Source organism: Pseudomonas sp. FSL R10-2964 (assembly GCF_009600035.1).
In the GTDB taxonomy this organism is placed as follows: Bacteria; Pseudomonadota; Gammaproteobacteria; order Pseudomonadales; family Pseudomonadaceae; genus Aquipseudomonas; species Aquipseudomonas bubulae.
Genome location: NZ_WIWH01000002.1, coordinates 37,071 through 57,226 on the forward strand (window position 1 = coordinate 37,071; position 20,156 = coordinate 57,226).

The 20,156-nt window shown below is 59.3% G+C and carries 20 protein-coding genes and 2 tRNA genes; 15 read left to right on the plus strand and 7 right to left on the minus strand.

The features are described from left to right. The first annotated feature begins 63 nt into the window (after window positions 1-63). From GHN92_RS01665 to GHN92_RS01675, 3 genes are all read left to right on the plus strand, one after another. Window positions 64-139 (plus strand) — tRNA-Phe (locus GHN92_RS01665). A gap of 163 nt (window positions 140-302) precedes the next feature. After that, window positions 303-773 (plus strand): hypothetical protein, encoded by a 471-nt coding sequence (locus tag GHN92_RS01670; protein WP_095000780.1) that lies wholly within the window; start codon window positions 303-305, stop codon window positions 771-773. 59 nt (window positions 774-832) lie between these two features. Next, window positions 833-1,729, plus strand: a complete 897-nt coding sequence (locus GHN92_RS01675) for an alpha/beta fold hydrolase (RefSeq protein ID WP_150629291.1) — start codon at window positions 833-835, stop codon at window positions 1,727-1,729. Window positions 1,730-1,731: 2 nt separating this feature from the next. Here the strand turns inward: GHN92_RS01675 and GHN92_RS01680 are convergent, their stop codons facing one another. Next, window positions 1,732-1,977: a DUF1272 domain-containing protein gene (locus tag GHN92_RS01680; protein WP_095000778.1), complete on the minus strand. Its 246-nt coding sequence runs from the start codon at window positions 1,975-1,977 to the stop codon at window positions 1,732-1,734. Between the two features lie 351 nt (window positions 1,978-2,328). Here GHN92_RS01680 and GHN92_RS01685 point away from each other — a divergent pair, with 351 nt between their 5' ends. Together GHN92_RS01685 and GHN92_RS01690 are read left to right on the plus strand one after the other, a co-directional pair. After that, complete coding sequence (locus GHN92_RS01685) at window positions 2,329-2,934, plus strand: biliverdin-producing heme oxygenase (protein WP_095000777.1); 606 nt, start codon at window positions 2,329-2,331, stop codon at window positions 2,932-2,934. Then, complete coding sequence (locus GHN92_RS01690) at window positions 2,931-5,168, plus strand: ATP-binding protein (RefSeq protein WP_153379184.1); 2,238 nt, start codon at window positions 2,931-2,933, stop codon at window positions 5,166-5,168. The genes GHN92_RS01685 and GHN92_RS01690 overlap by 4 nt, the downstream gene beginning before the upstream one ends. 97 nt (window positions 5,169-5,265) lie before the next feature. Here the strand turns inward: GHN92_RS01690 and gltS are convergent, their stop codons facing one another. From gltS to gabP, 4 genes are all read right to left on the minus strand, one after another. After that, window positions 5,266-6,474 carry a sodium/glutamate symporter gene (gene gltS / locus GHN92_RS01695; RefSeq protein ID WP_095020136.1) on the minus strand — a complete coding sequence of 403 codons (1,209 nt, stop codon included), beginning with the start codon at window positions 6,472-6,474 and terminating at the stop codon, window positions 5,266-5,268. A gap of 57 nt (window positions 6,475-6,531) precedes the next feature. Next, window positions 6,532-7,470 carry a formimidoylglutamase gene (gene hutG / locus GHN92_RS01700; RefSeq protein WP_153379186.1) on the minus strand — a complete coding sequence of 313 codons (939 nt, stop codon included), beginning with the start codon at window positions 7,468-7,470 and terminating at the stop codon, window positions 6,532-6,534. A gap of 20 nt (window positions 7,471-7,490) precedes the next feature. Beyond that, the gene (locus GHN92_RS01705) at window positions 7,491-8,216 is read right to left on the minus strand and encodes an IclR family transcriptional regulator (RefSeq protein WP_095000773.1); all 726 of its coding nucleotides are present in this window, start codon (window positions 8,214-8,216) and stop codon (window positions 7,491-7,493) included. 193 nt (window positions 8,217-8,409) lie between these two features. Next, window positions 8,410-9,801: a GABA permease gene (gabP, locus tag GHN92_RS01710; protein WP_095017765.1), complete on the minus strand. Its 1,392-nt coding sequence runs from the start codon at window positions 9,799-9,801 to the stop codon at window positions 8,410-8,412. 543 nt (window positions 9,802-10,344) lie between these two features. Between gabP and GHN92_RS01715 the strand changes: the two genes are divergently transcribed. Genes GHN92_RS01715 through GHN92_RS01735 form a run of 5 tightly spaced genes read left to right on the plus strand, consistent with a single transcriptional unit; the run spans window position 10,345 to window position 14,515 of the window. Beyond that, on the plus strand, window positions 10,345-11,118 hold the full coding sequence (locus tag GHN92_RS01715) for an ABC transporter ATP-binding protein (RefSeq protein WP_095017766.1): 774 nt from the start codon (window positions 10,345-10,347) through the stop codon (window positions 11,116-11,118). 13 nt (window positions 11,119-11,131) lie between these two features. After that, window positions 11,132-11,887 (plus strand): ABC transporter substrate-binding protein, encoded by a 756-nt coding sequence (locus tag GHN92_RS01720; RefSeq protein ID WP_095000771.1) that lies wholly within the window; start codon window positions 11,132-11,134, stop codon window positions 11,885-11,887. A 57-nt stretch (window positions 11,888-11,944) separates the two neighbouring features. After that, on the plus strand, window positions 11,945-12,637 hold the full coding sequence (locus GHN92_RS01725) for an ABC transporter permease (RefSeq protein ID WP_095000770.1): 693 nt from the start codon (window positions 11,945-11,947) through the stop codon (window positions 12,635-12,637). Further along, window positions 12,637-13,326 carry an ABC transporter permease gene (locus tag GHN92_RS01730; RefSeq protein WP_095000769.1) on the plus strand — a complete coding sequence of 230 codons (690 nt, stop codon included), beginning with the start codon at window positions 12,637-12,639 and terminating at the stop codon, window positions 13,324-13,326. The genes GHN92_RS01725 and GHN92_RS01730 overlap by 1 nt, the downstream gene beginning before the upstream one ends. Beyond that, window positions 13,307-14,515 (plus strand): methyltransferase, encoded by a 1,209-nt coding sequence (locus GHN92_RS01735; RefSeq protein WP_153379188.1) that lies wholly within the window; start codon window positions 13,307-13,309, stop codon window positions 14,513-14,515. The genes GHN92_RS01730 and GHN92_RS01735 overlap by 20 nt, the downstream gene beginning before the upstream one ends. 105 nt (window positions 14,516-14,620) lie before the next feature. Here GHN92_RS01735 and uraH read toward each other — a convergent pair whose 3' ends face one another. Further along, a complete protein-coding gene (gene uraH / locus GHN92_RS01740; RefSeq protein ID WP_095017768.1) occupies window positions 14,621-15,031 on the minus strand; it encodes a hydroxyisourate hydrolase in 411 nt (136 codons plus the stop codon). 27 nt (window positions 15,032-15,058) lie between these two features. Continuing rightward, complete coding sequence (locus GHN92_RS01745) at window positions 15,059-15,538, minus strand: heme-binding protein (RefSeq protein ID WP_095000766.1); 480 nt, start codon at window positions 15,536-15,538, stop codon at window positions 15,059-15,061. A gap of 135 nt (window positions 15,539-15,673) precedes the next feature. Here GHN92_RS01745 and GHN92_RS01750 point away from each other — a divergent pair, with 135 nt between their 5' ends. From GHN92_RS01750 to GHN92_RS01770, 5 genes are all read left to right on the plus strand, one after another. Then, window positions 15,674-16,348 carry a heavy metal response regulator transcription factor gene (locus GHN92_RS01750; protein ID WP_095000765.1) on the plus strand — a complete coding sequence of 225 codons (675 nt, stop codon included), beginning with the start codon at window positions 15,674-15,676 and terminating at the stop codon, window positions 16,346-16,348. Next, a complete protein-coding gene (locus tag GHN92_RS01755; protein ID WP_153379191.1) occupies window positions 16,341-17,705 on the plus strand; it encodes a heavy metal sensor histidine kinase in 1,365 nt (454 codons plus the stop codon). The genes GHN92_RS01750 and GHN92_RS01755 overlap by 8 nt, the downstream gene beginning before the upstream one ends. Window positions 17,706-17,891: 186 nt before the next feature. After that, window positions 17,892-17,967 (plus strand) — tRNA-Thr (locus GHN92_RS01760). 172 nt (window positions 17,968-18,139) lie between these two features. Then, window positions 18,140-19,474 carry an integrase arm-type DNA-binding domain-containing protein gene (locus GHN92_RS01765; RefSeq protein WP_153379193.1) on the plus strand — a complete coding sequence of 445 codons (1,335 nt, stop codon included), beginning with the start codon at window positions 18,140-18,142 and terminating at the stop codon, window positions 19,472-19,474. Window position 19,475: 1 nt separating this feature from the next. Next, window positions 19,476-19,805, plus strand: coding sequence for a hypothetical protein (locus GHN92_RS01770; protein ID WP_093425387.1), 330 nt, complete (start codon window positions 19,476-19,478; stop codon window positions 19,803-19,805). Window positions 19,806-20,156 lie beyond the last annotated feature (351 nt).

Consider the following 20,156-nt stretch of genomic DNA (forward strand, 5'->3'; position numbering starts at 1 on the left):
ATTAAATATTTTTCAAAAAAGTGTTTGACGGGTTATCGAAAAAGGCTTCTAATGCGCCCCGTTGCCCAGATAGCTCAGTCGGTAGAGCAGGGGATTGAAAATCCCCGTGTCGGCGGTTCGATTCCGTCTCTGGGCACCACATTCAGTTTTGATGTGGTGTTCACACCACGCCAAAACAAAGAAAACCCGCCTAGTGCGGGTTTTTTTTTGGCCGTTATTTATACCCGGCGGCGCCACCTCTCTTGGCGATTGCAAAGAGATGGGGTTCAATCCTCTCATCAGCCTGCAAAGGACACACCTTCATGTCATCGCCAAAAAAGCAGCAAAAAAACGCGCAGCGGGCCAAAACCAAGGCCAAGCAGAATCGCGTGGGCAAACCGGCCAAAGCCTCGGCTGGCGCCCTGATCGACAACCCGTTCGATGACGTGAAAATCGACCTCAGCACCTTCAACTTCCAGGACATCCTAGACAACGGTTTTGACCCCGCTGACTACGATGACCTGTTCCAGGCCATGAAAGCCGCCGAAGCCATCAACCTGCAAACCCTGTGTGCGGTATTCCTGCAGTACCCGGTACTGGAACTGGTGATCTCGGAAGAAGAGGAAGAGCCGGCCACCGATTTTCTGATGGGCTTGCTGATCGAATACCGCATTGCCGTACATGGCGATGATGAAGACAGCGCCGTGGCCTGGATCGAAACCCCGGCATTCCAGAAAGCCTACGTCGAAGCTTCGCGCCTGCTGACAGAACGCAACGCCCGGAGCGCACACTGACAGCAGCCCTGCCCGAACCTGTCAGCCGGGCGTTCACCGAGCCTGCTGCTGACGGTTACCTGCTGGGCGGTTTCGAATGGCGCCAGCGCATACCGGACAGCACGCGAGCAGTGATCATCATCAACGCCGCCACCTCGGTGCGTTGCCAGTATTACTCGCGGTTTGCCGAATACCTGTTCCGCAAGGGCATGGACGTGATGCTGTTCGACTACCGCGGCATCGGCGCCTCACGCAGCGGATCGTTGCGCGGTTTTACGGCCTCCTGGTCGGACTGGGGCACGCTGGACGCAGAAGCGGTGCTCAAGCGCGCACTGCGCGAGTACCCCGGCCAGCCGATCGACGTGGTGGGCCATAGCTTTGGCGGTTGTGCGGCGGGCCTGGCGGCTTCCGGGCCGGCGATTCGCCATTTGGTCACAGTCGGCGCGCAATATGCCCACTGGCGCGACTACGCACCCGCACAGCGCTGGCAGATGCTCGCCAAATGGCACGGGGTCATGCCGTTGCTGACCCGCATGTGCGGCTACTTCCCCGGCAAGCGCCTGGGCTGGCTCGAAGATACCCCGGCGGGGGTGGTCAAGGACTGGGGCGCCTTCAGTACCCGCTACGAAAAACTCCCCAGCGCCCGAAGCTTCGCTGCCCTGCCCTTTTGCTCGGTTACGGCCAAAACCCTCGCCATCAGCTTCACTGACGATCCTTTTGGTACTGTCGCGGCCATCGAACGCCTGCTGAACTACTTCAGTGCCAGCTCGCGTACGCATCTGCGTATCCAGCCGCAAGACATTGGCGAAACAGCCATAGGTCATTTCGCGTTTTTCCATAGCCGCTTTCAGGACAGCCTATGGCCGATTGCCTTGCAGTGGTTGCAACGCGGGGAATTGAACGGGGATGTCCCGGGGCAGACAGTCTCTGTAAAAGCACCCTCTCCCTCGGGAGAGAGCCAGGGTGAGGGGCTTTAAAATCAACGCGCAGCACAGCCTTCAGGTTTGTACACCCGCTCACTGGACGGCGGATTGCTCGCCAACTTGCTCACCGGTCTACGCGGCCGGACCAACAGCTCGCCCCCGCAATTGGGGCAAAGACCACCTAGATGCTGCTCCGTACACGTCGCACAAAAGGTGCACTCGAATGAGCAAATCCGCGCTTGTGCTGAATCTGGCGGCAAATCGCAATCACAGCATTCGCAATTGGGGCGTAATTCGAGCATAAGCACCTCACATTGAACCGGTAATTTTCATCTTTACATTTAAGACGCTTCCTACGAAAAACCAACCCCGATCTAAGCCAAGAGAGCTGAATTCGGGAATGGCCTAAATGTATCCGACCTGCGATACACATCCTCGCCATTGCAAACCTTAGAAGCTGTGACGCAGCGCGTCACGAATTGAGCCTACCCAATAAGCATCCTGCTACGGGGAAAAGTCGAGCCTGGGCGCACTCAAACAACCACTGTTCTGCCCGGTTTTGTAGCAAAATAATTGCACTTTTTTATTACCATGACCTCCTACAGTTATGAGCGCCTAATTCACGCGCCACACAGAGAGCCGTCTTACAAGGCATGTCAGAAGACCAACCTTTATCAGCGGTATCGCCCGTTCTGCACGAGCTACGCGCTGGCACTCATACACGCCATGTAGCCCTTGAAAAACGCCTGCCGTTCTTCAGCAATACACTCGACCTTGAACGCTACACGCGCCTGTTGAGCGCTTACTACGGCTTCTATCACGAGCTGGAGGAGCGACTACAACACAGCCCCTGGATGACCCACGATTTCGACCTGCAGGCACGACTCAAAACACCCGCGCTGCGTCGGGATCTGCAGGCCCTGGGGGTCAGCATCCAGTCGCTTGCACTGTGCGAAACCCTTCCGGCATTGCACAGCCCCGCCTGCGTACTGGGTGTGTTGTATGTGCTGGAAGGCGCCACTCTGGGCGGCAACGTGCTGCGCAAGCAGATGTCGCAACGACTGGGCCTGGAGGGACACAACGGCTGCGCTTTCCTTTACGTGTACGGCGAGGCCACCGGGCGGCAATGGAAGGCATTCCTGGAGTTTCTGGGCAGCGTGCCCCTGGACGCCCGAGCGCGAGACCAGGCCGTACAGGCTGCCAGCTCAACATTTAGCTGTTTCGAGCACTGGCTCGAACGTCAGGAGGTTTTATTATGACCCCACAGGACCCTCAAGCCTTTGAACGCTTGCTGGCCAATTGTGCTGATGAACCCATTCGCTTTCCCGGGGCGATCCAGCCCCACGGCCTGCTCGTGACACTGACGGAGCCGGGGCTGCAGATCCAGCAGGTCAGTGCCAATGTGCTGACCCTGTTCGGCGTCAGTGCCGAATCACTGCTGGGCCTGCCACTGGCCGCCCTCAGCGGCTCCGAAGCCGCCAACGCAGTGCAGCAGGCCGCCGTCTACACCACGCTGGCCGATGCTCCGCCTTTGGCCCTGAACCTGCTGGGGCGTGAATACGAAGGCCTGCTGCACCGTGACCAGGGCATTCTGGTTCTGGAGCTGGAACTCAAACCCGATGACTCAGAAATTCACAGCACCATGGGCAAGGTGCGCAACCTGAGCCGTATGCTGCAACGCCTGCAAGGGGCCAAGACCCTCACCGCACTGTATGAAATCTGCGTGCGCGAGATCCAGGCACTGACGGACTACGACCGGGTTCTGATCTACCGTTTTCAGGATGAAGGCCACGGCCAGGTCATCGCGGAAGCCTCCTCGCCAGCGATGGAATTGTTCAACGGCATGTTTTTCCCTGCCTCCGACATCCCTGAACAAGCCCGCGAGCTGTACCGCACCCACTGGCTGCGCATTATTCCGAACGCCGATTACCAACCCGTACCGCTGATTCCCACATTGCGCCCGGACACCGGCGAGGCACTGGATCTGAGCGGGGCCGTATTGCGCAGCGTGTCTCCGATTCACTGCCAGTACATGAAGAACATGGGCGTGCTGTCGTCCATGAGCATCTCGCTGATGGATGGCGAGCGCCTGTGGGGACTCATCAGTTGCGGGCATCGCCAGACGCTGCATGTCCCCCATGAACTGCGCATGGCCTGCCAGACCATCGGTCAGGTGCTGTCCCTGCAGATCAGCGCCCTGCAAACCCTGGAAATCAGCCGTCAGCGCGAAGCCAAGATGGATGCCCTGGTGCGCCTCAACGCCGCCATGGTGCAAAGCACCGCAGCCGTGTTTGAAGGCCTGGCACAAATGCCCGAAGCCTTGATGGATCTGACTGGCGCCAGCGGCGTGGCGATTCTGGAAGACAAGGTGCTGCACCGTTATGGTCAGTGCCCCTCCCCGGAAGACACTCGCGCGCTGTACCAATGGTTCAAGGACAGCGGCCAGCCAGTCTTCTCCAGCCACAACCTCAGCACCCTGCACGCCCCGGCAGCACAGTACAAGGACATCGCCAGCGGCCTGCTGGCCATGACCCTGCCCAAGCCCGTGGACAACGCCGTGCTGTGGTTTCGCCGCGAAGTCAAAGAAAGCATCCAGTGGAGCGGCGACCCCAATAAACCGCTGAACCTGGAAGCCGGCAGCAACGGCCTGCGCCTGAGCCCGCGCACCTCGTTCGAAATCTGGAAAGTCGAGATGGACGGCATCTCCAGCAAATGGAGCCACGGCGATCTGTTTGCTGCCAATGACCTGCGCCGCTCGGCCCTGGAAAACGACCTGTCGCGCCAGGTGCTGCGCGAGCAACAGGCCGTGCGCGCACGCGACGAGCTGGTGGCGGTGGTCTCCCACGACCTGCGCAACCCCATGACCATTATCTCGATGCTCTGCGGCATGATGCAAAAGGCCTTCAGTAGCGACGGCCCGCACACATCGCGACGCATCACCTCGGCCATCGACACCATGCAGCAGGCCAGCAGCCGCATGAACGTGCTGCTCGACGATTTGCTCGACACCTCGAAAATCGAAGCCGGTCGCTACACCATCAGCCCGCAGCCACTGGAAGTCAGCCAGATTTTTGAAGAGGCACTGTCGTTGCTCGCGCCGCTGGCGCTGGACAAGGCCGTGGAACTGACTTTCCACGCCGAGCCCGACCTGAAAATCAGCGCCGACCCCGAACGCCTGTTCCAGGTGCTTTCCAACCTGATCGGCAATGCGATCAAGTTCACCCCCGCACAGGGCAAGATCGGCGTAGCAGCCATGTCCAACGGGGACGATATCGTGTTCAGCGTGCGAGATTCGGGCAAGGGCATAGCCCCCGAACAGCTGCCACATATCTTCGACCGCTACTGGACGGCTAAAGAAGGCAACGCGCTGGGCACGGGCCTGGGGCTGTACATTTCCCAGGGCATCATCAAGGCCCATGGCGGCCAGCTACTGGCCGAAAGTACACCGGGAGAAGGCAGCGAGTTTCGCTTCACGGTCCCAAGAATGGTCTGATGGTTAACAGCACAATGCCCTGCAGCTATCACACCTGAATGCTGCATAAAAACGGCCGCCTCCTTGACGGGAGAGCGGCCGTTTTACATTCAACCCGTCAGCTGAAGGCGTTGATAAACCAGGTGATCATCGGGATCGCCACGATATCGATCAGCACCGCCCCACACAGCGGCACGATGATAAAGGCCTTGTACGAGAAGACTTTGTAGTGATCGCAGATGGCCCCCATATTGGCCACGGCATTGGGCGTCGCGCCCAGCCCGTGCCCCATGAAACCAGCGCACAAGACCGCGGCGTCGTAGTTGCGGCCAAACAGGCGGAACAGGACGAACACGCACAGCAGGATCATGATCACCACCTGCACCACCAGAATCACCAGCAACGGCAAGCCGAGCTTCTCCAGCTCCCAGAACTTCAAGCTCATCATGGCCATGGTCAGGAACATGCCCAGGCACACATCACCGATAGTGCTGACGGCATGGTCGGGCACCTCGATCAGCTGGGCCCGGTCATTGAGGTTGCGCAGGATGATCGCGACGAACATGGCCCCCACATAGCTCGGCAAGACGATACCCAGTTGCTGCTGCAAGCTGGAGCCCAGCCAGAACCCCAGCACCATAATCACCACAATGCAGGTCAGCAAACGCAGCAGGGTTGCGGCATCCAGCGCGGCCACAGGGGTGTGGACCACGTCTTCGAACGCCTTGAGACTGCCCGCGGCTTCGGCCTTGACCACCAGTTTGTTGCGCTCGATCAACCAGCGCGCCAGCGGGCTGCCGAGCAAACCGCCGGCCACCATGCCAAAGGTTGCAGCGGCGAGCGCGGCAGTCGTAGCCCCGACCGCCCCCAGGTTTTCAGCAATCGGCCCAAAGGCTGCCGCCGCACCAAAGCCGCCCTCCAGTGACACCGCCCCGGCCATGATCCCCAGCAGCGGGTCGATGCCCAGCAGCTTGGCCACACTCACTCCCACCACGTTTTGCACCAGCGCCAGGCCCCAGCACGCGCCCAGATAGATAAACAGCAGCTTGCCGCCCTTGCGCAACAACCCCAGGCTGCCACCCAAACCTACGGTGGTGAAGAACGCCACCATCAGCGGGGTTTGCAGGCTGGTGTCGAGGCTCAGGTTGAGCAGTTGCTGATCCCGTAATAACCAGATCACCAAGGCAAACCCAAAACCACCGATGACCGGTGCAGGAACACACAATTGACGCAGCCAGTAGCTGCGCTTTTTCAGTTGGGCACCCAGGCCCAGCAGGAGCAACGCGAGAGCAAGGGTGCTCAGCGCATCCAGTTCGAATGTCAGCATGGCGAATTTCTCTTTTTCTTATGATTCAACAAGCGGTTTCAGGGATTTGCGCAAAACTTAATCAATCAGGCTGGCGAGCAGACGCGCGCCAATGCGGGCGGTTCGGTTGTCGATGTCCAGGCTCGGGTTGAGCTCGGCGATGTCGGCCATGCGCAATTTGCCGCTGGCTTTGGCGTGGCGTACCAGGTGCTCGATGATCTGCATGTCCACCCCATGGGCAGACGGCGCACTGACGCCGGGTGCCTGGCTGGCGGGCAGGACATCGAGGCAAAGGGTCATGTAGAGGTGATCGACATCTTGCAAAAAATCATCGATCAACGCTTCGCAGGCGGGGATGTCCCAGCTGTTCATTTGCCGGTCAAGGCGGTAACGCACATTCAGGCGCCCGGCCTGTTCAAACAGGGCCTGGGTATTGTTCAACTGGCTGACACCCAGGCAGCAATAGGTGAACGGCATATCGAAACGCTGGCAAGCCTCGGCAATCTGCCGGAAGGGTGTGCCTGAGCTGCTTTGTTCGGCGTGGCGCAAATCGAAATGCGCATCGAAATTGAGAATGCCAATGCGTGGCTGCGGGTGCTTGCGGCGCAAGTGATCAACCAGACCACTGAAACTGGCAAAGGCGATTTCGTGCCCGCCACCCAGGCCCAGCGGTAAATGCCCCTGGTCGAGCAAATGGCTGACCTGTTGGCCATAGCCTTGCTGCGCGCCCTCCAGATCATCGCCCGCACAGCTCACATCACCGGCGTCGTACAGCGGCGCGTGACCGTGCCATGCCAGATTAGCCAAGGCCTTGCGCAAGGCCACCGGCCCCTTGCGGGCACCGGTACGGCCCTGATTGCGCCTGACCCCTTCATCGCTGGCCAAACCAATCAATGCAGCCCCCGCTGGCAGGCCATCGGCCACAGGCTTGACCCATTGATGCCAGCGCAACGCGCCCTGCCCTTCAGCGGCATCAATACGGCCTGTCCACAAGGACATGTCGGGTACAACCGTCATGTTTGAAACTCCAGTCAAATTCAGTCGAGCCGGGCGCTCAGGCGCAGGGCAACGTCCTGGGTCCAGCGGATCAGGCGTTCACTGCGGGTGTGTGCCCTGGTAGCCGGGGCCATGAGGCTGATGGCGCCTTGCAGGCGATTGCGGCTGTCGAGCAACGGCGCGCTGATGCCCCAGATACCGTCGTCGATCTCACTCACACTCACGGCATAACCGGCAGCACGGATCTGGGCAAAGCTGCGCTGATAGGTGGCAACTTCTTCAGGCTCGACGCCTTGCGCCAGAAGCGCCGACACACTGTGCGCTTCATCCATATACGCCAGCAGCACCCGCGCAGAAGCGCCGACCAGCAGCGGCTGGGCCAGCCCCTTCTGGTAACAGCAGCGCAGCGGCTGCGGGCTGTCGACCAGCTCAATGCAAATCGCCTGACCGTTGCTCGGCACCATCAAGGCCACGCTCTCCTGGCTTTGCTCGGCCAGACGCTTGAGTTCAGGTTTGGCCAGCGTTACCAGCACCGCTTCGCGGTCAAATTTTTTCGCCAGCTGCAAACAGGCTGGCCCTGGCAGATAGCGGCCCTGGCCGTTCTCTTCGGCCAGGCCCCAACGCAACAGGGTGTTGAGGTGGCGATAGGTGCTGCTCAGCGGTTGCCCCAGTTGCTCGGAAAGCGCCTTGGCGGAGATCGCCTCGGCGGATTGCCCCAGGCTGACGAGGATTTGCAGCAAGCGATCAGTTGGCGTGTTGTAGTTCATTATCGGCCCCATGCTCTTGCCTGCATGGTGCACGGTGTTTCCCATTAGCTGAAATTCGATTCCCACTGAATGGGAAAAAACCGCCAGATAGTGATCAGCGGTCGCAAATTGCCCCCCTTACAGGCACAAAAAAACCGCCATCCCGAAGGATGACGGCTTTTCTGGGTATTCAACCGCGAGAACCGTCCTGGCCTCAGTTGAGTACCGGTGCCCCCAACTTCTCAATGCGACGACGGCGTGCCACCAGCAGGCCTGCCACCACCACCAGAATGCTCAGCATACCGGTCGCCATGATTTCAACGCGATGCGCTTCCTGGAACAGCATGACCGTCAGAATAGCCACGATAAAGACGATTACCGCATAGGTCAGGCCCGGGAACAGCCACATCTTGAACGAGATGTTCTCGCCCAGGGCCGTACGCTTCTGGCGCATGCGCAGTTGCGACACGGCAATCACCAGATACACCAGCAGCGCGATCGCGCCAGAGCTGGCCAGCAGGAACTCGAACACGGCAGCCGGCGCCACATAGTTGGCAAATACCGCTACAAAAGCTGCACCCGTGGACATCATCACCGCCCAGTAAGGCGTGCCCGCAGCATTGGTGCGCTTGGCCGCAGCCGGTGCATCACCACGCTTGCTCAGGGAGTAGAGCATGCGCGAAGAGGTGTAGAGCGCCGAGTTCAGGCAGCTGGTTACGGCGATCAGTACCACGATATCAACGATCAGCTTGGCATTCGGGATGCCCATGCGATCAAGTACGGTCTGGTAGGAACCCAACTGCGCCAGGCTCGGGTCGTTCCACGGCACCAGGGCCACAACGATGAAAATCGATACCAGATAGAACAGGCCAATACGCCAGATCACCGAATTGGTGGCCTTGGTGATCTGCTTGCTCGGATCTTTGGATTCCGCCGCCGCGATGGTGACAATTTCAGTGCCCATGAACGAGAACATGGTGGTCAGCATGGCAGCCAGAACAGCGCCCATGCCATTGGGCATAAAGCCGATGGTATCGGACAGATGCGCGACACCGCTGACCTGGCTGGTAGGCAGATAGCCGAAAATGGCCAGCAGACCCAAAATGATAAAGCCAATAATCGCCAGCACCTTGACCAGCGCAAACCAGAACTCGAACTCACCGTAGTTCTTGACGCTGAACAGGTTGGTGGCGGTCAGCAACAGGGTGATGACCAGGGTAAACACCCAGATCGCCGTACCCGGGAACCAGGCATGCAGGATGGTACCTGCGGCGACAGCTTCCAGCGGGATCACCAGGACCCAGAACCACCAGTACAGCCAGCCAATGGTAAAACCAGCCCAATGCCCGATGGCACGGTCGGCGTAAGTGGAGAACGAACCGGTATCAGGTGAGGCAACGGCCATTTCGGCCAGCATGCGCATCACCAGCACGACCAAGGTGCCTGCTGCGGCATAAGCCAGCAACACGGCAGGGCCCGCTTGGGCAATCGCGTGTCCGGAACCGACAAACAAACCGGCGCCGATAACACCGGCAATCGACAGCATGGTCACATGCCGTGGTTTGAGCCCTTGTTCCAGGCCGCTAGAGGATTGCGTATTGCTCATTGGGACTACCTTTCATTGAAGCCATTCCGAGCACCCGCGTTGACTTTCGTAAAAAGTAACCAACGGGGCGTTTAGAATCCTTGACGCAATAACTGAGCCAGAATGTGACACATGCACGGTTTCCGCGGGCTGCAACGATTTGCAACAGACATTGCAAGCCATTGAGCGCAATGGCATTTCGCCAAGTCGTTACCGAAACACTCAGCTACAAGGGTCTCGACGCACCAAAAATACCCAAAACACCCCATATGGCCCAAAAGCAGTGCACATCTTTAACCTTTAGTAGGTTCGCGCTTCCAACACCGGGCCAAAGCTGGCAACATCGCGACCTTTTTTAAGCGACACCTGTCTGGCCGAACGGCGAATTACAGGGTCGGTTGTTGTCGGCGCGACACTCTGCTGTAGCGATGCGACAAACTGCCACCCTCGCGCCTTTTGTGTCTTCAGGGCGGCTGGTTGCCTCTGCAACCCTATGCTAGCTTGGCCTGCGCCAGGAAGGCCGCCCAACAGCAGGATCGCACCCGAACACAAAGAGGAACGCACATGGCTTTGGCCACGCCCGCGCTTGAAATCCGCAACTTGCACAAACGCTACGGCGAGCTTGAGGTACTCAAGGGTATCTCGCTGACCGCACGCGACGGCGACGTGATCTCGATCCTGGGTTCTTCCGGTTCCGGCAAGTCCACTCTGCTGCGCTGCATCAACCTTCTGGAAAACCCCCACGAAGGCCAGATCGTGGTCGCCGGGGAAGAGCTCAAACTCAAGAAAGCCAAAAATGGCGAACTGATCGCGGCCGACGGCAAGCAGATCAACCGCATGCGCAGCGAACTGGGTTTTGTGTTTCAAAACTTTAACCTGTGGCCGCACATGACCATCCTCGACAACATTATCGAGGCGCCACGTCGCGTACTGGGGCAAAGCAAGGCCGAGGCCATCGAAGTGGCCGAAGCATTGCTGGCCAAAGTCGGCATTGCCGAAAAACGCCATGCCTATCCGTCCGAATTGTCCGGTGGCCAGCAGCAACGCGCAGCGATTGCCCGCACCCTGGCCATGCAGCCCAAAGTGATTCTGTTCGATGAACCGACATCGGCACTTGACCCGGAAATGGTTCAAGAAGTACTTAGTGTGATCCGCGCACTCGCCGAAGAAGGTCGCACTATGCTGTTGGTCACCCACGAAATGGGCTTTGCCCGTCAGGTGTCCAGCGAAGTAGTGTTTTTGCACCAGGGCCTGATCGAAGAGCAAGGGTCGCCAGAACAGGTGTTCGACAACCCGGTTTCGGCGCGCTGTAAACAATTCATGTCCAGCAACCGCTAACGGAGCAACACGAATGCAGAACTATAAAAAGCTTCTCATGGCCGCTGCCGCCACACTGGTTTTCAGCGCCAACGCCTTGGCTGCAGACAAGTACAAAGTCGGCATTGAGGGCGCTTACCCACCGTTCAACAACAAGAACGCCAGTGGTGAAGTCGTGGGCTTCGACCCGGATATCGCCATGGCCCTGTGCGCCAAGATGAAAGCCGAGTGTGAAATCGTCACCTCCGACTGGGACGGCATCATCCCGGCACTGAACGCCAAAAAGTACGATTTCATCGTGTCGTCGCTGTCGATCACTGACGAGCGCAAGCAAGCGGTGGACTTCACCGACCCGTACTACTCCAACAAGCAGCAGTTCATCGCGCCGAAAAAAGTCGACTTCAAAACCGACCTCGCGTCCCTCAAGGGCAAGGCCCTGGGCACTCAGCGTTCAACCCAGGCTGCGACCTGGCTGGATGACAACCTGGGTACCGACGCCACCATCTCCCTGTACGACACTCAGGAAAACGCCTACCTCGACCTGACTTCGGGCCGTGTAGACGCGCTGCTGGCTGACAAGTACGCCAACTACGACTGGCTGAAAAGCCCGGCTGGCCAGGCATACGAGTTCAAGGGTGAACCGGTCAACGAAGACGACAAGGTCGGCATCGCCCTGCGCAAAGGCGACAACGAACTGCGTGCCAAGCTGAACCTGGCCCTCAAGCAAATCGTTGAAGACGGCACGTACAAGAAGATCAACGACAAGTACTTCCCGTTCAGCATCTACTGACCTGCCTGACCGGTGCGCCTGTAGGCGCGCCGGTCCCTAGCAAAGCCTGCCTACCCCATGACTATCGATTTATACGGATTCGGCCCGGCGCTTGCCGCTGGCGCGCTGATGACCGTCAAACTGGCACTTACCGCGCTGTGTCTGGGCCTGGTGCTCGGATTGCTCGGTGCCTTGGCCAAGACCTCCCCCTTCAAACCGCTTAGATGGTTGGGCGGCGCCTATTCGACCCTGGTTCGCGGCGTGCCCGAACTGCTCTGGGTGTTGCTGATCTACTTTGGCAGCGTGAACCTGGTGCGCACCATCGGCGAATACATCGGCATGCCCGACCTCACCCTCAGCGCCTTTGCGGCGGGTGTACTCGCGCTGGGCCTGTGCTTTGGTGCCTATGCCACCGAAGTGTTCCGCGGTGCCATCCTGGCCATTCCCAAGGGCCACCGCGAAGCGGGCATGGCACTGGGCCTGTCCAAACCGCGGATTTTCACCAAGCTGGTGCTGCCGCAAATGTGGCGTATTGCCCTGCCCGGCCTGGGTAACCTGTTCATGATCCTGATGAAGGACACCGCGCTGGTGTCGGTCATCGGCCTTGAAGAAATCATGCGTCAGGCGCAAAACGCCGTGACCTTCGCCAAACACCCGTTCACCTTCTACATGGTGGCAGCCGTGATGTACCTGGGCCTTACCGTACTGGCCATGGGCACCATGCACGTGCTTGAAAAACGCGCAGCGCGCGGCTTCGTGAGGAGGACGTAATGGAGTGGGAAGTAATCCTCAAGTGGCTGCCCAAGCTGATGCAGGGTGCGACCCTGACCCTGGAGCTGACCGCCATCTCGGTGATCGCCGGTCTGATCGTGGCCATCCCGTTGGGCATCGCCCGCTCATCCAAGCTCTGGTATGTGCGCTCACTGCCCTACGCCTACATCTTTTTCTTCCGCGGCACGCCGTTGCTGATCCAGCTGTTTCTGGTCTATTACGGCCTGGCGCAGTTCGATGTGGTGCGTGACAGCGCGTTGTGGCCGTACCTGCGCAGCCCGTTCTGGTGCGCGATCATCACCATGACCCTGCACACCGCTGCCTACATTGCCGAGATCCTGCGCGGCGCGATCCAGGCCATCCCGCCAGGTGAAATCGAGGCAGCACGGGCCCTGGGCATGTCGCGTTTCAAGACCCTGGTGCATATCGTCCTGCCACGCGCTGCACGCATCGGTCTGCCGGCCTACAGCAACGAAGTGATCCTGATGCTCAAAGCCAGCTCGCTGGCGAGTACCGTGACCCTGCTGGAACTGACCGGCATGACCCGCACCATCATTGCCCGCAACTACCAGACCGTGGACATGTTCCTGGCTGCCGGGGCAATTTACCTGGTCATGTCGTTTGTGCTGATCCAGGGCTTCAAACTGCTGGAGCGCTGGTTGCGCGTCGATGCCTGCCAAGGGCGCTGACCTGCTTGCCCGCTTCGAGGCGCTGGACGGGTTTCTGCAAAACCACCAGCACCTCTGGCGCCCACGGCCCTTCACTCAGTTGAACGTGCCGTGGGAAGCGCAACACCCGGAACTGGCGCAGTGGTTGCGCCAGCGTTCGCTGCAAGACGCCGAAGCCAGCCACAACCACCCCCAACACCTGCCCGCCCCTGCGCCGGTCCCTGAACTGGCGGCGACTTCCCTTGCCCTGAGCGCAGTGCCACGACTAGCGGCCCAAGCCCTTGCGCCCGCAAACCCGCGCTTACAAGTGGATGTACCCGGGCGCAAATGGCAACAGATCGAGGCCTTCGCCCAGAGCCTGACCTTTGCACAAGCGCCAACCCACTGGCTGGACTGGTGTGCGGGCAAGGGGCATTTGGGGCGCCGGCTGTTAAGTGCCGGGCAACAACTGACGTGCCTGGAATATGATCCGGCATTGATCGAATCCGGCCAACACCTGAGCCAGCGTCATCAACTGGCGGCCCGTCATGTTCAGCAAGATGTGCTCGCTGAAGCAGCAGCCCGGCAGCTCACACCCCAAATGACACCCGTGGCGCTGCACGCCTGCGGCGATTTGCATGTGCGCCTGCTGCAACTGGCCAGCGCGGCGGGTTGTGCACAACTTGCCGTATCCCCCTGCTGCTACAACCGCATCGGCGGGTCGCACTATCAAGCGTTATCCACAGCCGCCAAGGCATCTTCCCTGCAACTGTCGCTGGAAGACCTGAGCCTGCCCATGAGCGAAACCGTGACCGCCGGCACCCGCGTGCGCCTTCAGCGTGACCAGTCGATGGCACGGCGCTTGGGTTTTGATCTGTGGCAGCGCCAGCGCCGTCAGTGTGATGAGTACTTATCCATACCCTCGCTGCCCAGCAGTTGGCTGAACAAGCCGTTTGCCGAGTACTGCTCGGACTTGGCGGCGCTGAAGAACTTATCCACAAGTGGCGAAGAAGACTGGCCGGCGCTGGAAGCCGCAGGCTGGGAGAGGTTGGCGCAGGTGCGCAACCTGGAATTGGTGCGCGGGCTGTTTCGCCGCCCGCTGGAGCTGTGGTTGGTGCTGGATCGCGCCTTGTACCTGGAGGAGAACGGCTATGCAGTGCAGGTTGGCGAGTTCTGCGACAGCCAGCTGACGCCGCGCAATTTGATGGTGCTTGCGCAGCGCTGTGGATAACCCTGTGGGAGCGGGCTTGCTCGCGATTCAGGCGCTGCGGTCTGACAGTTAATCCACAGCGATCTCATCGCGAGCAAGCCCGCTCCCACAAAGGGTTTCGCAGGACTACGACCCGCGATATGTCGAAAAACCATAAGGGCTGAGCAACAACGGGATGTGGTAATGCTGATCCACATTCTTCACTTCAAAAATCACCGGGATTTCCGGGAAGAACGTGTCACGCCCTGCCTTCTTGAAATAATCGCCGGTCTTGAATACCACCCGGTACTCCCCCGCCTCGAACGCCTGCTTGCCCGGGAACAACTCGCCAATACGTCCCTGCTCATTGGTCACGCCTTGCGCCAGCGGCTGCCAATCCTTGCCCACATGCTTTTCCAGGGTCACATTGACCCCCGGGGACGGCAGACCGTTTTCAAGATTCAGCACATGCACGCTCAACGGATTGCCGGCAGCCAGCGCCAGGCTCGACACAGCGCTCAGGCTTAAAGCCGCCAGGGTGATTCGCAACGATTTCATGGTAAGTCCTCAGTGGTTAAAATCTGATCAACGTTGAATGGTCAGGCCAACTTGCCCGGCAGCCTTGATCGCGCAGGCTTCGTCCTGCTCAGCACCGCCCGCCCCGGCCACGCCCAGCGCGCCCACCAGTTCACCTTCGGCGAACAACGGCACACCGCCGCCCAGCAGCAACAGCTCGGCAATGGAGTTGAGATTGGCGGCCTCGGGGTTGTTACGCGCACGCTCGGCAAACAGGCGGGTCGGGGTTTTGGTCGACAGCGCGGTATACGCCTTGCGCTGGCTCGCCAGCAGGTTGTGCGGGCCAACGCCTTCCGGACGCTGCGCCATCAGCACGTTGCCACCCCGGTCGAGCACGCTCAGCGCCCCGGTGCAGTGCTTGAGGGTCGCGTCGGCCAACTGGCGGGCGGTGGCCAGGTCCAGATCGGCATGGCGCGCCAGATTCGGCGCCGCCTGGGCCACGCCGGCAACGCCAACGGCAGTCCACAACAACAAGGTTTTCAACATCATGGGCAAGCTCCTGTACGAATGGGCCCACCTTAACCAGCGCTCCTCGTCAGAACCCCGTCAGTTGCATTACAAGTTTGTAATAGGCAACACCGACGAAGGCGCCTAGCCTGTGCAGACGATTGATCGAGGTGTGCGATGCGTTTGCTAGTGGTTGAAGATGAAGCCAAGACCGCCGATTTCCTGGCCAAGGGCCTCAAGGAGTCCGGCTTTGCCGTGGATGTGGCACTCAACGGCCTGGACGGGCGCTATTTTGTCGAACAGCAGGAATACGACCTGATCATCCTTGATGTGATGCTGCCGGGGCTCAATGGCTGGCAACTGCTGCAACTGATTCGCCAGCGCGGCGCCACACCGGTGCTGTTCTTGACCGCCAGGGATGCTATCGAAGACCGCGTGCGCGGTCTGGAGCTAGGCGCCGACGATTACCTGCTCAAACCTTTCGCCTTTGCCGAGTTGCTCGCCCGGGTGCGCACGCTGCTGCGTCGCGGCCCGCTACGCGAGGCCGAGTCGTATGCCATCGCCGATCTTGAAATCGACGTGCTGCGCCGTCGCGTCAGCCGGGGTGGCCAGCGCATCAGCCTGACCAACAAGGAATTCGCCCTGCTGCAACTGCTGGCCAGCCGCCAGGGCGAGGTGCTGTCCCGCACCCTGATCGCCTCCCAAGTGTGGAACCTCAATTTCGACAGCGACACCAATATGGTCGAAGTCGCCGTGCGTCGCCTGCGGGCCAAGGTCGACGATCCCTACATGCCCAAGTTGATCCACACCGTGCGCGGCGTTGGTTATCAACTGGAAGCACCCGATGAGTAAATCCATCGCCTGGCGTCTGGCGCTGGCGATCGCCATGACCTGCGCGTTGGTACTGAGTGTGATCGGGGTGTTCCTGTATCGCTCCCTGGCCTCGGAACTGGCGTTTCGTGATGACCAGGCGCTGCTCGGGCGCCTTGAACAAGTGCGCGCCCTGCTGCATGACAGCGATAGCCTCGAAGCCCTGCAAGAACGCCCGCGCCTCTACCAGAACATGCTGGGCAACCTGGACAGTGTGCTACTGGTCAAGCGGGCAGATGGCAGCCCGCTTATCGCCATTAACCCGCACCGGCAGGACTTGCCTGATATACCGCCCATTGCTCAGGACCGGGCGCCACAGCGTGCCGATATCCAGACACTGGACTACACAGTGCTGCTCGCCGGCATGGCCCGAGGCCCGGCCGATGAAATCCTCAGGGTGACCGTAGGCAAACGCCTGGATGAGCGTGAGCAAATGCTCGCTAGCTACCGTATGCGTTTATATGGCGCCGTGGGCCTGGGCGCGCTGCTGGCTTTCGGCCTTGGCCTGCTGCTGTTGCGCCGCGGCCTTGAGCCTTTGCGTGAGCTGGCCCACGCCATGGCTGGCATCGATCCGCGCAGCCTTGACCAGCGCATGGCCACACATGACGTGCCTGCCGAACTCAAGGAGCCGGTGCAGGCTCTCAACGCCATGCTGACACGCCTGGAAGACAGCTTTGCGCGGCTGTCACAGTTCTCCGCCGACCTGGCCCATGAAATCCGCACGCCGTTGCACAACCTGCTGGGCAGCAACAGCCTGGCACTGAACCAGTCACGCAGCCCGACTGAGTACCAGGAAGTACTTGCGTCGAATATCGAAGAGTACGAGCGGCTCAACCGTATGGCCGAAAACCTGATGTTTCTCGCCCGCGCCGAACACGGCCAGCGCCCGTTGCAGCTGCAAGTGCTGGACCTTGGTGAGGTGGGCGACGAGCTGTGCGATTACTTCGAAGCACTGGCTGAGGACCGGCAGCTGCAGTTGGACAATCAGCTCAGCGGCTCGCTGATGGCCGATCAACAGCTGCTGCAGCGGGCACTGGGCAATTTACTGGCCAATGCCGTGCGCCATGCTCAACCGGGCTCTACCGTACGCTTGCAGCGCCATGACGATGCCGGGTTTTGCTGGATCGGTGTGCACAACCCTGGCCCGCCGATTGAGGCGCAGCATCTGGGCAAGTTGTTTTACCGTTTTTACCGGGTCGATCCTTCACGGGCCCAACCGGGGGACTCGGGCGGGCTCGGGTTGGCGATTGTGCATTCGATCATGCAATTGCATGGCGGCCAGGTGCGGGTGGTCAGTGATACCAGCGGCACGCTGTTTGAACTGGGGTTTGCTCAATAACCTTTTTAGTTTTCCTGTGGGCGCGGCGGTGCGACGAAGTGTCGGCGCTGACCAATTCGGCGAAAAATCGGGTCACGACGGAGCACTTGCCCCCCTCCTTCACCGAGCGCCGGTCAGAAACGTGAAAATAGTCTGTTATCAGGGGTTTACAAGCCCAAACATCCGGGTATACTCGTCGCCCATAACGCCGGTATAGCTCAGTTGGTAGAGCAACTGACTTGTAATCAGTAGGTCCCGAGTTCGACTCTTGGTGCCGGCACCATACAAGGTTCCAGAGAAGGCTTTCAAAATCTCTGGAATCCCCGAAAAACCCGCCTTCTGGCGGGTTTTTTCGTTTTGGCGTTCCAACGGTTTCCGTCAGAAACTGGTGGATTCCAACCGTTTTAAGGGTAGAGTTTGGGATACAGGTCACTTCGATAAAAGGGAGTACCCTTATGTCGCGCACCACAGCTCCGCTCTCCGACGCAGCTTGCCGCTTGGCAAAACCTACAGACCGCGCCTACAAGCTTTTCGACGGCGATGGCCTCTACCTCCTAGTCCAACCCAATGGCCGCAAAGGCTGGCGGCTCCGTTACGTCAAACCTGACGGACGGGAAGGACTGACCTCGTTCGGCAACTATCCCGTCATTGGTCTCGCCGACGCGCGCCGCAAGCGCTTGGAGGTCAAGCGAATGCTGGCGGATGACATTGATCCCATAGAGACCAAGTACCAAGCCAAGGCGGAAGCTGTGATCAAAGGCAGAACCTTTGAAAGCGTTGCGCTGGACTGGCACACGGAAATGTCGGCCAAGTGGGCACCGGGCCACTCCAAGACTGTGATGAGCCGCCTCAAAACCCACGTATTCCCGCTAATCGGCGCACGCGCCATTGTTGATCTCGACACCCATGACCTTATGCAGCCCTTGGAAGCGATCAAGAAGCGCGGAACGATCGACGTTGCTTTAAGGATACAAAACTACCTGCAGAGCATCATGCGCGAGGCAAAGCGCCTCCGGCTTATCACTATCAACCCTGCTTACGATCTCGAAGGCTCGATCAAAGCCCCGCGGGTGGTACATCGCCCCGCTCTACCCTTATCGCGACTGCCGGAACTGCAAGAGCGGATCGACACCTATAAAGGCCGCGCACTTACCCGTCTGACGGTGATGCTGTCGCTGCATGTTTTTGTACGATCCAGCGAGCTGCGTTTCGCACGCTGGAGCGAGTTCGACCTCAAGCGCGGCACCTGGGAGATACCGGACACTCGACCCGCGTTGGAGGGAGTACCCTTTTCCACAAGGGGTACGAAGATGGCAGGGGATATCCATTTAGTACCCTTATCGCCGCAAGCAGTGGCGCTACTCGAAAAAATCCATGCACTCACAGGCAAATTCGCATTGGTCTTCGCGGGGGATGCCAAACCTTGGAAGCCCATGTCCGAAAATACCGTGAACAACGCGCTTCGGACGATGGGATACGACACCAAAACCGATATCTGTGGGCATGGATTTCGTTCGATGGCCTGCAGCGCGCTGATTGAGTCAGGGCTGTGGTCGGAGACAGCCATTGAAAGGCAGATGAGCCACAAAGAGCGCAATAACGTCCGCGCCGCATACATCCACAAGGCCGAGTTCATCGAGGAGCGCAGGCTGATCATGAACTGGTGGAGTCGATATCTGGAGGCCAACCGGCAGAAGCATGTCACTCCACACGAATTCGCAAATCAGATTGGGGCGAATGTTACTCGGATGAAGGCGAAGCTTGGCAATGGCGTAGAGAGGAAAAATTGATATGGACACCTCAACCACACAAAGCATCAAGCTCGCCATCGTGTCGGCAACCGGGTTGTCAAAAGACGCCCTGCACATCTATGTGGGCATGGCGGTCTATTTAACGTTGATCGCCATCACCCGGCGATTCAGACCATACATTGGCTGGCTGGTTGTTTTTATCATTGCGTGTGCTGGCGAGTGGGTAGATAGACGAGACGATATTGAAAGCCTTGGATACTGGCGTTGGCAGGCAAGCGCTCACGACATTCTCAACACGTTGTTTTGGCCGACGGTGCTGACATTGCTTTGGCTTTTAAAGTGCCGCAGTAAAGCAAGCGTACATCCGTAAGACTCTCGCAATCTACTCTGCCACGCGGGTCCATCCAAACAGGGCTGCAAAGCCGCCCTGTTTGGATGGACCTCACTTAAAAAAATCTAAAGCCCACACAACTGTCTGTGGAAAACCACTGATTTCCACCGGTGGATAATTTCATCCACAGCCGCAGAACTCCCGAAAATTGGAGTCTTGACCCGAATTATCCACAGGCGTAGAAAAGATCGGGCAAAGCGCTGTCGTCGACAGCAACCCAGGTAGCCAGAACCTTTAAGGCTACGCCACACGGTGGTGGTTCTCCCAAAGTGCGATTAGCGTCCGGCGGCTCGTACGGTCACAGCGATGTGATGGATGCCTACTTTTACC

Coding starts and splice junctions, on each gene's coding strand:
- GHN92_RS01670 (WP_095000780.1), top strand. CDS start 303: ATGTCATCGCCAAAAAAGCAGCAAAAAAACGCGCAGCGGGCCAAAACC.
- GHN92_RS01680 (WP_095000778.1), bottom strand. CDS start 1,977: ATGCTCGAATTACGCCCCAATTGCGAATGCTGTGATTGCGATTTGCCG.
- GHN92_RS01685 (WP_095000777.1), top strand. CDS start 2,329: ATGTCAGAAGACCAACCTTTATCAGCGGTATCGCCCGTTCTGCACGAG.
- GHN92_RS01690 (WP_153379184.1), top strand. CDS start 2,931: ATGACCCCACAGGACCCTCAAGCCTTTGAACGCTTGCTGGCCAATTGT.
- gltS (WP_095020136.1), bottom strand. CDS start 6,474: ATGCTGACATTCGAACTGGATGCGCTGAGCACCCTTGCTCTCGCGTTG.
- hutG (WP_153379186.1), bottom strand. CDS start 7,470: ATGACGGTTGTACCCGACATGTCCTTGTGGACAGGCCGTATTGATGCC.
- GHN92_RS01705 (WP_095000773.1), bottom strand. CDS start 8,216: ATGAACTACAACACGCCAACTGATCGCTTGCTGCAAATCCTCGTCAGC.
- gabP (WP_095017765.1), bottom strand. CDS start 9,801: ATGAGCAATACGCAATCCTCTAGCGGCCTGGAACAAGGGCTCAAACCA.
- GHN92_RS01715 (WP_095017766.1), top strand. CDS start 10,345: ATGGCTTTGGCCACGCCCGCGCTTGAAATCCGCAACTTGCACAAACGC.
- GHN92_RS01720 (WP_095000771.1), top strand. CDS start 11,132: ATGCAGAACTATAAAAAGCTTCTCATGGCCGCTGCCGCCACACTGGTT.
- GHN92_RS01725 (WP_095000770.1), top strand. CDS start 11,945: ATGACTATCGATTTATACGGATTCGGCCCGGCGCTTGCCGCTGGCGCG.
- GHN92_RS01730 (WP_095000769.1), top strand. CDS start 12,637: ATGGAGTGGGAAGTAATCCTCAAGTGGCTGCCCAAGCTGATGCAGGGT.
- GHN92_RS01735 (WP_153379188.1), top strand. CDS start 13,307: ATGCCTGCCAAGGGCGCTGACCTGCTTGCCCGCTTCGAGGCGCTGGAC.
- uraH (WP_095017768.1), bottom strand. CDS start 15,031: ATGAAATCGTTGCGAATCACCCTGGCGGCTTTAAGCCTGAGCGCTGTG.
- GHN92_RS01745 (WP_095000766.1), bottom strand. CDS start 15,538: ATGATGTTGAAAACCTTGTTGTTGTGGACTGCCGTTGGCGTTGCCGGC.
- GHN92_RS01750 (WP_095000765.1), top strand. CDS start 15,674: ATGCGTTTGCTAGTGGTTGAAGATGAAGCCAAGACCGCCGATTTCCTG.
- GHN92_RS01755 (WP_153379191.1), top strand. CDS start 16,341: ATGAGTAAATCCATCGCCTGGCGTCTGGCGCTGGCGATCGCCATGACC.
- GHN92_RS01765 (WP_153379193.1), top strand. CDS start 18,140: ATGTCGCGCACCACAGCTCCGCTCTCCGACGCAGCTTGCCGCTTGGCA.
- GHN92_RS01770 (WP_093425387.1), top strand. CDS start 19,476: ATGGACACCTCAACCACACAAAGCATCAAGCTCGCCATCGTGTCGGCA.